This is a genomic window from Celeribacter ethanolicus (assembly GCF_002407265.1).
Taxonomy (GTDB): Bacteria; Pseudomonadota; Alphaproteobacteria; order Rhodobacterales; family Rhodobacteraceae; genus Celeribacter; species Celeribacter ethanolicus.
This window is the reverse complement of sequence record NZ_CP022196.1, coordinates 1,809,984-1,822,508: the sequence shown is the minus strand read 5'-3', so window position 1 is coordinate 1,822,508 and position 12,525 is coordinate 1,809,984. Positions and strand designations below refer to the sequence as shown.

General features: G+C 62.9%; 10 protein-coding genes. 3 read left to right on the top strand and 7 right to left on the bottom strand.

The window, feature by feature from the left end:
* Positions 1-4 precede the first annotated feature (4 nt).
* The 4 genes from CEW89_RS09030 to CEW89_RS09015 form a co-directional block, all read right to left on the bottom strand.
* Complete coding sequence (locus tag CEW89_RS09030; RefSeq protein ID WP_096805678.1) at positions 5-2,371, bottom strand: ABC transporter permease; 2,367 nt, start codon at positions 2,369-2,371, stop codon at positions 5-7.
* Between the two features lie 3 nt (positions 2,372-2,374).
* A complete protein-coding gene (locus tag CEW89_RS09025) occupies positions 2,375-3,082 on the bottom strand; it encodes an ABC transporter ATP-binding protein (RefSeq protein ID WP_096805677.1) in 708 nt (235 codons plus the stop codon).
* A gap of 73 nt (positions 3,083-3,155) precedes the next feature.
* On the bottom strand, positions 3,156-6,464 hold the full coding sequence (locus CEW89_RS09020; protein ID WP_096805676.1) for a translocation/assembly module TamB domain-containing protein: 3,309 nt from the start codon (positions 6,462-6,464) through the stop codon (positions 3,156-3,158).
* Positions 6,461-8,245: an autotransporter assembly complex protein TamA gene (locus tag CEW89_RS09015; RefSeq protein WP_157779809.1), complete on the bottom strand. Its 1,785-nt coding sequence runs from the start codon at positions 8,243-8,245 to the stop codon at positions 6,461-6,463. Before CEW89_RS09015 ends, CEW89_RS09020 begins: the two co-directional genes overlap by 4 nt.
* A 190-nt stretch (positions 8,246-8,435) precedes the next feature.
* Here CEW89_RS09015 and CEW89_RS09010 point away from each other — a divergent pair, with 190 nt between their 5' ends.
* Both CEW89_RS09010 and CEW89_RS09005 read left to right on the top strand, forming a co-directional pair.
* Positions 8,436-8,945 (top strand): PhnA domain-containing protein, encoded by a 510-nt coding sequence (locus CEW89_RS09010; protein WP_096807180.1) that lies wholly within the window; start codon positions 8,436-8,438, stop codon positions 8,943-8,945.
* Positions 8,946-9,090: 145 nt separating this feature from the next.
* A complete protein-coding gene (locus tag CEW89_RS09005; RefSeq protein ID WP_096805674.1) occupies positions 9,091-10,041 on the top strand; it encodes a class I SAM-dependent methyltransferase in 951 nt (316 codons plus the stop codon).
* A 15-nt stretch (positions 10,042-10,056) separates the two neighbouring features.
* Here the strand turns inward: CEW89_RS09005 and CEW89_RS09000 are convergent, their stop codons facing one another.
* Together CEW89_RS09000 and CEW89_RS08995 are read right to left on the bottom strand one after the other, a co-directional pair.
* Positions 10,057-10,563 carry a hypothetical protein gene (locus CEW89_RS09000; protein WP_096805673.1) on the bottom strand — a complete coding sequence of 169 codons (507 nt, stop codon included), beginning with the start codon at positions 10,561-10,563 and terminating at the stop codon, positions 10,057-10,059.
* 130 nt (positions 10,564-10,693) lie between these two features.
* A complete protein-coding gene (locus tag CEW89_RS08995; protein WP_066708083.1) occupies positions 10,694-10,900 on the bottom strand; it encodes a cold-shock protein in 207 nt (68 codons plus the stop codon).
* Positions 10,901-11,182: 282 nt separating this feature from the next.
* Between CEW89_RS08995 and CEW89_RS21410 the strand changes: the two genes are divergently transcribed.
* Entirely contained in the window at positions 11,183-11,560 is a 378-nt protein-coding gene (locus CEW89_RS21410; RefSeq protein ID WP_096805672.1) for a BrnA antitoxin family protein, read from the top strand.
* 141 nt (positions 11,561-11,701) lie between these two features.
* Here CEW89_RS21410 and CEW89_RS08985 read toward each other — a convergent pair whose 3' ends face one another.
* Positions 11,702-12,511 (bottom strand): DUF3800 domain-containing protein, encoded by an 810-nt coding sequence (locus CEW89_RS08985; RefSeq protein WP_096805671.1) that lies wholly within the window; start codon positions 12,509-12,511, stop codon positions 11,702-11,704.
* Positions 12,512-12,525: the final 14 nt, after the last annotated feature.

Genomic DNA, 12,525 nt, shown 5'->3' with positions numbered 1-12,525 from the left:
CAGGTCACTCCCGGGTTTTCATCACGGAGACAAGGTCGAGACGGTCCACGCGTTGCCGCACCACCATGACGGAGGTGAATGCGGTCGCCAAGACCACAAGCGAGGCCAGGGCATAGGCGGCGGGCGGCAGAACCATCGGAATGTTGTAGAGATCGGAGGTGAAACTCGCGGCCATGAGATGCCCGAGCCCGAAACCGATCAGCCAGCCCAGAGGCTGGGCAAGAGCCGCGATCAGCATGATTTCCCCGACCAGCACATAGGACACTTCCCAGTTCGAGAAGCCCAGAATGCGCAGGGAGGCCAGTTCGCGGGCGCGCTCGGACAGTTGGATGCGGGCGCTGTTATAGGTCAGCCCGACGGTGATCAGCACGGCGACGATGATGAACAACCCGTTCATGATCGAGATATTCTCGTCCAGCGTGGCCGCAAAAGAGGCCTTCATATCGGTGACCCGCACCGCGCCCGAGATCATTGGCGTGTCCTTGATCGCCATGTTGAAGGCCATGTCCTGGCTTGGGTCATGCGTGATATTCGCCACCGAGATTTGCGGTTGGCTGCGGGTGAGCCCGGCCATTTCGTCGCGGGTCATATAGGCTCCGAGGCCGAAGAACTGTTCGGTGATGGCGGCGACGCGCAGGATGTGGGTTTCCCGTCGTCCGGTCATGAATTCGACCTCGACCGTGTCGCCGGGAGAGAGGTTCAGCACCTCGGCGACACGCGTGGTGATCAGCAAGCCGGTGCCTTCCGCCTCGACCACATGGCCGGTCTCGTCAATCGAGCGCGCAAGTGTTGCGCCCGGCCCACGGGTGACGATGGAGAGCTGTTTCTCCAGATGCCCGTGGCGCAGTTTTGCGGGAGTGTAAAGCTCGCCCTCGACCTCCATCACGCCCGGCAGCTTGCGCACATCCTCAAGTGCGGAGAGCGCACGGTCCTTGGTGAACAAAAGCACCGTGTCCTCGCGGTTCGACTGGTTGAAGGCGACATCGGAAATCTCGTTCATCGAATAGGAAAAGAACCCGACCGCGATCATGATCGCCACGGCCAGAGACAGACCAAGCGCCGACATGGCGGCGCGGAGCGGCCAGCGAAAGATCGAGCGCCAGATCATCATGGAGGGCTGGCTGAGGCGGGCCGCGGCCAGCATCCGGTCGAAGAGCGAGCGTTTGTAGCGCGGCGGTGCGGGCGGCGACATGGCAACGGCGGGGGGCAGGCGCGCGGCCCCCATGGCGGAGCGCAGCGCGCCTAGGGCGGCGGTCAAAAGCGCAAGAAAACCGGAGATCGCATAGGCGTCATAGGAGACGTTGAAAATGAGATAGGGGAATTTGAAATACTGCGCATATTCCCCCGCCATCCAGCGCGCCGACATGCCGCCGGTGATCCAGCCGATGGCGATGCCGAGAATGGCGGTCAGCCCGGCCATCAAAACGTAATGCGCGGCAATGTGGAGATCGGTATAGCCGAGCGCTTTCAGCAATCCGATCTCGGCGCGTTCAAGTGCGATGATCCGCCCGATTACCATGTTGACGAGAAAGGCGGAAATGCCAAAGAACACCGGCGGCAGGATGGTCGCCATATTCTTGAGCTGCTTGATCTCCGTGGAGACGAACGCATGCGAGGCTTGGTCGACCCGGCCATAAGCGCCAGTGCCGCCATAGGGCGACAAGAGGTCATCGAGCGCGTCGATCACCCGATCCTCGCTCGCGTCGCGCGACAGCGACAGCGTGACCGTGTTGAACGCGCCCGACATGTCGAACGCGGCGGCGAGCATGTGCTCGGGCATCCACATGACGCCGAAGCTCGCATCGTCGGGCATGAGCGTGCCGGGGCCGATCGCATAGACGAACTCGGGCGAGAGCGCCGTGCCGGTGATGGTGAGCGTCCGTTTCTGCCCCGACATCAGCGCATCGAACCTGTCGCCAAGGGCAAAGCCGTTCGCCTGCGCAAAAGGTTCGGTGACCAGAACCTCGTCGGTCGCCTGCGGATCGGGCAGGCGACCGGAACGCAGGATCGGCACGTTGAGCACGGGCATTTCGCCATTCTCCGGCAGGCTGAGCGCCAGCCCGGTGGCAGATTTCACCCGGCCCGGAATGTCGAGCATGAGATATTCCTGCACCCGTACCTCCGCGCTCTGGACGCCCTCGATGGCGACGATCTCGCTCAGAAGCGGACGCGGGGCTTTCTCGGCGGTGGCCCAGACATCGGCAAACTCATTGCGCTCATAGAAGGCCTCAAGCGTGTCGTCGAGCGCGCGGTACATGCCGAAAGCCGTCAAAAGGATCATCACCCCGCAGGCCAAAACCAAAGCGATGGCAAGCGACTGGCCCCAGAGCCGCCGGAAGTCGCGCAGGAGTTTCTTGTCGAGCGCATGCATGGCTTACCACACGATCTCGGAAGGTTTGATCCGGGTGGCGTTGGTGGCGACCGAGGAAATATTGCCGTCCTGAAACCGCACGACGCGATGCGCCATGGCCTGAATGGCGGCGTTGTGGGTGATGACGATGGCGGTGGTGCCGAGATCCTCGTTGATCTCCCGGATCGCCTCCAGAACCTGCACCCCGGTGGTGCTGTCGAGCGCGCCGGTGGGTTCGTCGCAGAGCAGCACTTCGGGCCGTTTGGCGATGGCGCGGGCGATGGCGACACGCTGTTGCTGCCCGCCGGACAGCTCGGCGGGGAAATGGTCGATCCGGTCGCTCATGTCGACGCGGGCCAAGGCCTCCTCGGCACTCATCGGGTTAGGGGCGATGTCTGTGACCATCTGGACATTTTCGCGCGCGGTGAGAGACGGCACCAGATTGTAGAACTGAAAGACGAACCCGACATGATCGCGCCGGTAGCGCGTCAGCGCCCGGTCCGAGAGCGTGGTCAGATTGCGGCCACGGAACTCCACAAGGCCCGAGGTCGCATGATCGAGCCCGCCCAGGATGTTCAGAAGCGTGGACTTGCCCGAGCCGGACGGTCCCAGCAGCACGGTCAGTTCGGACGCGTAGAGATCGAGGTCGACACCGCTCAGGGCGTGCACCTCAGTGCCGCCGGTGTGATAGGTTTTCACAAGCTTTTCGGTATGAAAGACCGTCTCGGCCATGGCGTGCCCCCCCCCTCATGGCGCCAGACTAACCCCATTTCACCTCATCGCCTTGAGACGGGTCAAGCCCGGCTCAGTAATCCCGTTCGAAGAACACGCCAACCCCGGTGTCGCCGTCCGAGCTTGCCGACCCCTTGACCGTCACGTGGCGCGAGGCATCGAGGTTGAGGTTGATCACCGACTGGCCGGCATTGTCGATGGTCACATCGGTGTAGATCTTGTCGGAAATATACTTGCCGAGCTTGAGTGAACTGCCCCCCTCCTCGGAGGTTTGCAGATCGAGATCGTCCAGCCCGAAACTGTCACGGATCGAGCCCACAAGCCCGCTGCCGCCGCCGGTGAGGGTCGCCACCGCATCGGCCATCTGTGCCGCCTGAAAGGCCGAGATTTCGGTGAGATCCTTGCCGAAGAGCAGTTGGGCGAGGATTTCGTCCTGGGGCAGGGTGGGCGAGGAGCTGAGCGTCAGTTCGGGCGAACTGAGCGGGCCTTCGGTGATCAACTGCACAGTCATCGTCTCGGTCTCGGTCTCCGCCACAAGCCGCATCGTCGGGTCCAGCTCGCCCTGAAGCGTGACGGCGCCTTCCTTCATGGTGATGCGTTTGCCAAGGATCGACAGCCGCCCGCGGATGAGGGAGAACTGCCCGACCGGGATGGCATCCGCCGTGGTGCCGCGCAGGCGGAGCTGGCCACCCAGCTCGGCATCGAGGCCGCGCCCGCGGATGAAGATCTGGTTCGGCGCGCGGAGCGTCAGGTCGAGCCCGTAGGCGATCGTGCCGTCACCACCATTGGCGCTCGCGATCAGACCCGCGCGGTCGCGGGTCGTGGTGACGGCGGAGGAGGCCCCGACATGGGCGATCTCGGGAATGTCGCCGCCACTGCCAAGGGCCGAGGGCGAAACCGTGACATCGGTGCGCCCGAGAGTCAGCGTGCCTGCGATATTTCCGCCGCCCGCAAGCCCGCCGTTAAAGCTCAGATCGCCGTCGATCGTGGTGCTGTAAAGCTGCGGATCGGAGAGACCCAGCCCGTTCAGACCGATGTCGAGATTGGCGGGCAACGTGCCGGTGAGGCCGATCTGCCCGCTGGTGGTGAGACTGCCGCCGGTGTCGGCTCTGGCCGCGAAATCGAGCTGCGCCTGATCGCCATCGAGCGACACCACGCCGCGATCGACGGTCAACGCCAGCCCGGCGGAGGAGATCACCACGCGCGCCCCGGAATTGACCTGCACCTGGCCGCTGACCGAGGACAGGGCCAAAGGTCCGTTCACCGCCAGATCGAAACGGGTGGTGCCTTGTGTCAGCGCCGCGCTGGTCAGCCGGTTCGACAGGCCCAGCGGGGCCGATCCCGTGAGGGCGAGGGCTGCTGTCGCGAAATCCTGTGTCAGCGTACCGGAGAGCGCGGCGGTCGATCCGCCCGGCCCGGTCATGTCGGCTTGCGCCGTCCATGGTGTCTCCGTACCGGTGTGACGCATCTCGGTCTTGAGGTTCAGCGGGCCGCTCAGCGCGACACCGAGCCGAGCCACATCGTCGAGCTGCGCGGTGAGCGACAGCGCGCCGCTTTCCGTGGCCAGTTGCCCCTCGGCCGCCACGTCGAGCGCTCGGGTTTTCAAACGCGTCGGGCGCAAGGTGAGGCCGGTCGCATCGCGCTTCACCCCGACATTCAGCACGCTTTCGCCGCCGGTGAGCGCGTCGATCTGGTCGGTCCCGATTTTGAGATCGGTGCCGGTTGCCTCCATGTCGATGTCGAACGTGCCGTTCAGGGGGGAAAGACTACCTTTCGCCGTGGCGCTCAACGCGCCGGAAAGGTTCTGTCCCGACAGGGCCGCAAAGCGCGCAAGCCGCGGTGTGTCGAGGCTCATGCGTCCGGTGAATTCGAACCCGGCATCGAGCCCGTCGATGCTGCCCGATGCGGTGGCGCGGGTGGCGTCGGTGCGGGCTTCTAGGCTTTCGATCACAAAGGGCTCGCCTTCGCGCCAGAACACCTGACCGGTGAGCGTGGGGGCGGTGCCGACGGCTTCTTGCAAGGCGGGGTCGTCGGAGGCAAACCCCTGAACCGTCAGGCCGAACCGGGCTTTGATCGCGCCCAGAACCGTACCTGCATCATCGCGATTTTGGGTGATCGTGCCCTGTGCGCCCAAACGTGCCGACCCGATGTCGAGCCCGTCCTGCGCATAGCCCGCCATATCGACCGAGGCCGACCAGCTCTGGCCGCGTGTGACGTCATAATTGGCGAGAATCTCGGCATGTTCGACCATGGAGCGCGCCGCGCCGAAGGGCAGAAGCACGGGCCGGTCATCCGGGCTCTCAAGCGTGCCGGAGAGCGAGAAGGCGGAGGGCCAGCCATCGGCGGCGATGGTCGTAGCACCCACGAGCGACAGGGTCCGGGTCGAGAGCGCGAAGCGTTCGAGGTCGAAACCGCCTTCGGGATAGGAGACGCCCTGCGCGGTGAGCGTCGAGGACGGACCGAAGAACCGGGCGTATTCGGCGCTAAAGAGCGGGGTCAGATCGCCCGAGAGATCGGCGGAAAACCGGCGCGGCGCGGGGGCGTCGGGTGCCTCCTCATCGGGTTCTGCGGTGAGCGCCACACGACCCGTGAGCCGCTCTTCGCCCTGTGTCGCAAGCGTGATGTCGGTGGCAAAGCCGTCGAGCGGGCCGGAGCCTTTGGCGGTGAGCGCCAGAGAGGGGGAGCCGGGGAGGTTCGCAAGCGTTGAGACGATACCACCGGGCCCTTCGGCGAGCGAAAGGTCGAGCGACAGCTCTTCGGAGGTGTTGTCGAAGGCGGCGGTGAGGGAGAATGCACCCTCCGTGCCGTCGATGCGGGTGATCTCGAGCGCAGTGTCGCCGGAGCCGTCTTTGAGTTTCGCCGAACCGGTGAGGCTGATTTCCACTGCTTCACCGAGCTTGAGCACCGGTGCACCGAGATGCACGCGCTCCGCCTCGATGGCGCCGATGTCGATGGACACCGGCAGATCGGGCAGGGAAAACGGTTTGGCCTCCGGGTCGGGCAGATCGACGCCAGCATCCTCGCCCGCGACGGGCAGGCGGTCGAAGACGATCTCCCCTGCGGCGATCCGCGTCACCTCGAGCCGCCCGGCCAACAGCGCTTTGCGGCTCCAGTTCAGCTCGGCATCGCGGAGCGTGAACCAGACGCCGTCGGCGTCGGCGATGGTGAGTTCGTCCATCGTCGCGGTAGAAGACAGAAGCCCCTTGAAGCCTTCGATGCGAATGTCGCGCCCGGCACCCGACAGGTTGTCTTCGAGAAAGCCGACGATCATAGAACGGTCGCGCGCGGTCTCGGCGGTGTTGTCCGCTTCGTTCACACTGTCCTGCGCGGCAAGTGTAAGCGGCAGGGTGGCGGCGAGGGTGATGGGGAGAAGCTTTTTCAAAACGCCTGTCCGATCCCGATGTAGATTTGCACCCCGTCGCCGGTGTCGCCGGACACGGGGCCCGCGAGGTCGAAGCGGATCGGGCCGAAGCCGGTGTTGTAACGCAGGCCAAGCCCCGCCCCCGCATGCCATTCGGCGTCTTCGCCGGGCAGGGCGGAGGTGCCGATGCCGCCGAGATCGTAGAACCCCACGACAGAAATATTACCTTTGACCTTGGTGCGCAGCTCGCCGGAGAAGCCGAGGAAGCTCGCGCCTCCGGTTTCATCGCCACCGCCCAGATCGACGCCGAGCGATTGATAGGGTTGCCCCCGCACCGTCCCGCCGCCACCGGAGAAGAACAGCATGTCGGGCGGCACTTCGGTGTAATCGGCCCAGACGATCGAGCCGAGCTGCAACCGCGCGGCAAGGGTGAAGCGGTCGTCCCCGCCAAAGGCGCGATAGGCGCGCCCGTCGGCGAAAAGCCGTGTGCCGGAGGCGGAGTCGCCGACCCCGATGAAGGGCAGGATTTCGGCCTCGAAATAGCTTCCGGAAGTCGGGTTCAACGCATTGTCACGCGTGTCGCGGCTGCCGTCGATGGGCAGGATGACATGCGAGAAACTGCGCGAACCGAGATCGTCCTCGACCTCGGAATAGCGATAGCCCAGCCCGGCGGAAAACGTCGAATTGGGCGAGGTCTCGACCTCAAAACCCAGAGTGAACTGTCCGCTGTCGGACAGGTAATCCGGTTCGTCGAGATGTTCGATCGTGGCGCCCAGAACCAGCGTGGTCTTGCGCGTCACGGTGGCCGGACGACGATAGCTGGCCGACAGGGTCGCGTCCACGCCGGTGGTGCTGCCGAGCCCCGCGACCTCGCCCTCGAAACGCAGCCGGTCGGCATTGTCGGTGATGTTGCGATGCATCCAGTAGGCGCTCAGCGTGCCGCCCTCGAGCGAGGACAGCTCGGCGCCAAAGCCGAGGCGGCGGGTCTTTTCATCGACCAGCGTGGCGGTGATGTCGAGACTGTTGTCGGAGTTCAGCTCGGCGGCCTCACGCAGGGTGATCGAGCGGAACGTGCCGGTTTTTTGCAGCCGCTTTGTGACGAGGGCGAGCTTTTCCGGGCTGTAGTCGCTGCCGGTCGGCAGGTTGGCGATGCGCCGCAGCCGGTCGTCGCGCACGGTCGTTTTGCCCGCGAAATGCAACTCGCCAAAGGTGACGGCGGGGCCGGGGTCGATGGTCAGTTCGGCGTCGAGCGTCTCATCGCGGTGATCGGCGACGATGGACTGGTCGGCGAGTTCCGCCTTGGCGTGCGAGGCGGCGCGCCAGCTGTCGATGGCGGCATCGGAGGCGTCGGCGATGAGATTGGAATGGGCCACCTCGCCGCTCACGAACCCCTCCGGCAATTCGGTGCCGGGAGCAAGCGGTGCGATACGCGCAGTGCCGAAGACGAAACGCGGTCCCGGAGTGACGCTGATGACCACGTTCTGAATGGAAGACGGCAGGGAAATCAGCGACATGGCGGCGCCTTCCTGACCGTCCACGCGGATCGAAATGCTCGGGCCGTAATAGCCTTCGCGATAGAGCGCGCCGATCAGGTTGCGATAATCGCTCTGGACGGCGGCGATGATCTCCTCGGGTGCGGTGACATCGGTGTCGGCGGCTTCTAGCACCGCGGAGGCGGCTTTGATCTGGGCCTTGAGATCGTCGCCCGCAGTGGTCTCCAGACGTGCGTCAAAGGCCTGCGCCGTGGTCGCGCAAAGCAGCAAAATGGCGGATAGAGCAGTTGATCTTGTGGCGTTCGGCACGGTCGAGTTTCCCTCGGAATTCCTCCGGACGGTTCCCCCGTCGCTGCGACTATGCGGATTTTGCGCGCCGGAGGAAAGGGGCTCCGGGTGGATTTTCTCCCCGTTTCCTTCCGTGTTTCCGGCGAGCGGCAGTTTGTCGCTTGCTCCGTTGTGCCCCGGGCCTTAGGGTCCGCGAAAAATGGAGGGCGAGATGGCCGAATGTGAGATTTGTGGGGCGTCGGGGCCTCTGACCGAAGTGGCGATGAGCCCGCGGACGGATGTGGTCGCCCTGTGCGAGACCTGTGCGGCGGGGCTCAAGGGTGAGCCGGTGCCTGAGGGCCATTGGCAGGCGTTGACGGGCTCCATGTGGTCTGAGCGCGATGCGGTCAAGGTTGTGTCCTGGCGTCTGCTCAACCGGTTCCGCGACGAGGCCTGGGCGGCGGATGCGCTCGAGATGCTCTATCTCGAACCGGAGGTCGAGGAGTGGGCCAAGGCCGCCGGTCCCGAAGTGATCCACCGCGACAGCGTGGGCGCGGTGTTGTCCTCGGGTGATACGGTGGTTCTGATCAAGGATCTGCCGGTCAAGGGCGGCGGGTTTACCGCAAAACGCGGCACGGCGGTGCGCGGGATTTCCCTGGTGCCGGACAACGCGGGCCATATCGAAGGCCGTGTCGAAGGTCAGCGCATCGTGATCCTGACCGAGTTCGTGAAAAAGCGCTGAACCCAGGTTAACGGGAAAATTGACAGGGTTTCAAAGGTGGCGTATCGGGCGCATGATGCACTTGGATGCAGCGTGCCGCCCGTCGCGTGGCCGGTCGACATTTTCGACACGGCAAATGAGCGGGCCCTTTTGAAAGATCCGGATCATGGCGGGGAGCGTGTTTTCCTCGGGAGACCTGACGGCGGACCGTCGGGCCTCTTTCGCCGAAACCCTTGCGCATCTGGGCGATCTCGCCGGGGCGATCGAAACCCTGTCGGGAGCGCTCGAGCTGGCGCCGGGTTGGGCCGCTGGCTGGTTTCGTTTGGGCGAGTTCATGGAGCTTGCGGGCGCGGAGGAGGCGGCCTGTGACGCCTGGGATAAGGCGGTTCTGGCCGATCCCGCGGACTCTCTGGGAGCCGGGTTGAAACGCGATCTGGCGCGGCGGGTGCCGGTGGCGGAGGCGATGCCATCCGCCTTCATCGAGCTGTTGTTCGATCAATACGCGCCACGGTTCGAACGCTCTCTGGTCGAAAAGCTTGGCTATCGCGGGCCGGAAATTCTTGTGGAGGCACTGAGGCTTGCCGGACGGACGCAGTTCGGGTCCGTGCTCGATCTCGGCTGTGGCACCGGGCTTATGGGGGCGGCTCTGCGCCCGATCTCGGCGTGGCTTGAAGGCTATGACATTTCCGACGGCATGCTGGTCGAGGCGGATCGCAAGGGCATCTACGATGTGCTCGAGAAACGCGACATCGCCCGGCTCGATGTGAGCGAGCGGCGCTATGAACTGATCGTTGCGGCCGACGTGTTCATCTATCTGGGCGCGCTGGAGCGCGTGATCGGCTGGTGCGCCGGATCGCTATCAGAGGAGGGCGTTTTGGCTTTTACCGTGGAACTTGGCGAGAGGCCGGTGCACCTGCGCGAGAGCCGACGCTTTGCTCATTCGCAGGGGTATGTCGAAGCGCTTCTGCACGAGGCGGGGTTCGGTTCCGTGCGCCTGATGCCCTGTGTGATCCGTGAAGACCGCAGCGTACCGATCGACGGGCTGGCCGTCGTGGCGGGCGGTCTGAGGCTGCGCCATGACCGGGAAGGCGATGGCGATCTGATGGCGTTTGCCTGAAATCTTCGCCTGAGATTATTCGGTCGGGGTGAAGGTGTAAAAACGCATCCCGGCGCCGATCTCGCGGATGACGATGTACGCGCCGCCCAGATGGTACTGGATGACCCCGGTGCCGCCATGGGTCGGGTCCTGCCGCTCCGCCGTGTTTGTGAAGGTCACGACCACCCGGCCAAGACAGGACTCATCCGCCGCAGGGTCCGGGCCGTTCTCGTCGAAATATGTGATAACCCGTTCTTCGCATTGGGTTTTATCGGTGATCGAGAGGGGCGTGTTGTAAATCTCGCCGGAGAGGAACCCGGGGTCCTCTCCGGGATAATTGACCTCGGTAAAAATCTGCTGAACCGCGGTCGACTGGCTCGCGTCCAGCGTCAGGTCGAGCGTGACAGGGCGGTCGAGATGCCTGTCGATCTCCGCAAGGAGGCTGGCATTGGAATAACCGGTCAGCGACAGCGTGCCTTCGAGCGTCTCCGCAAAAACGGGACTGGCGAAGCAGGCGAGCGTGAGGAGCAGGGGCAGGAGCATGGCGGTCTCCGACGAGGGCTAGAACAGTGTAACGGCTTTGCGTGACCTGTCCACTTTCCTGTTCTTCACGCATGAAAAAGGCCCGGGCGCGCGTAGCGTCCGGGCCGATTTGTTCTGCGTATGCCTAAACTTAGGCGAGAACGAGGTTCACCGCAGATTCGCGACCGTCACGGCCGGCTTCGATGTCGAAGGTGACCTTCGCGCCATCGGCCAGGCCGGTGAGGCCAGAGCGCTCAACGGCAGAGATGTGCACGAACACGTCTTTGCTGCCGCCTTCCGGCTGAATGAAGCCGAAACCTTTGGTGGAATTGAACCATTTCACGGTGCCATTGGCCATCGTGTGTACTCCTGTTTGTCTTGTCGCTCGCGAAAGTGCAGCGACCCGGCGTCGTCGTAATCGTTCGATGACTGTGGCCGGTTAGGGAGAACAGAAGGGTCGAAAGAGGTAACTTAGCGCGGCCCTTATGACAGGTTTTCAGGGGGTTGAATAGGGGGATTTTGCGCTGTCGGCAAAGCGTCGGCTTTGCGTCGGACTTCTGTCGGACCCCGCGCGCGGTGGGATCAGGCGGGATTAACCGGGCTGTGTCAGGGTGAGCGCATCGCTTTCGAGGAGAGTGCCATGAGACGGCTGACCAAGACCCAACGCCTCGCACAGGAGCGCCTGCAACGCCACGCGGAGGCGCTGGGCCGGCTCGATACGTTCGACTGGGACGTGGCGCAGATCGTGCCGGAGGCCTGGGCGACGCTGGAACAGGATCTGGATGTCACCGAGAAGAAGATGAAGGTGACGTTACGATTGGATGAGAGTGTCGCGAAATTTTTCCGGGCGCAGGGGCCGGGCTATCAGGCGCGGATCAACCATGTGCTCGGCACCTATGCGCAGATGAAGATCGCGGAGGTGGCGGTGACGGAGCGCAAGGTGGAGGCTCTGGTGCGGGCACGGAAGGCGGGGTTGAGTGAGGAGGAGCAGATGGCGGCTTGGCGGGAGGCGGAGTGATGCGGGCGGCGTAGCCGTGCGCGTCACCCGGCAGGACCTTGCGAAGCGAGGTGTGAGAGGGCGAGGGCTATAAGAAAACAGTCCGGGGGACTGTTTTCCGCCCGAACGCGCGGAGTGAAACGGAGCGCAAGGCGCTTATGTTCACTTTGTCATCTTCGCTCGTAGCTCAGATAGCGTTTTGATGTGACCGGAATTGAAGGCCTCAATTTCTCGACGAGGCCGTTTTTCCACCAAACTATTTTTTGCAAGCTCACCAATGCGGTTAGCAAAGAGCGTTTTTATATATTCAAAATCAGAATATTGCTCCGGCTCGACCTCGAATGCCTTTAGTCGACCAACCAAGGTAGCGATCCAATCCGCTGCCTGAATATTCTGATTGATGTAACTTTCAACTTCAAAAGGCGGGCTCGCAAGACGGTTGCATGGTTGTTTGCCAAACATTGTTTTTGCTGCGGTTTCAAGAAGTTCTTTGCGTGCCGAATGTTGATCGACGATTGTAATAAATGAAGTGTCTCGTGCTTCACAAAATTTATCAAGACGCCTAAGGGCATGAGCAAAACAAGTGGTATACAGACCAGTCGGGTTTAGGTTTTCGTGATAACCACGTTTCTTTTCACGTCCATAGTAGAACACGTTGCCGCCCAGATCATCGACCTTGTTAAGGATGCGGTGGAGCAACCTTCTCATTTCAACATATTCTTGAAGAGGTTTTGGGCGTATGAAACTGGTGCCCTTCTTTTCCCACTTGGCGGCCATTTTGCCAGACTTTTCTATCTCGAAAGAGAAGGCAAATTCTTTTTGCTTTAGAAAATATGTCGCGAAAGGCCGAATCGCGTTTTCAGGCAAAATGATTCCAGCAAGCCCGAAAACAGGACTTTCGTTATGTTTCTTGGATGAGCGGCTGATATATGGACCAATGTGACCAAATTCATCTAAATATGCGAAATACATAAACTCAGAAGCCC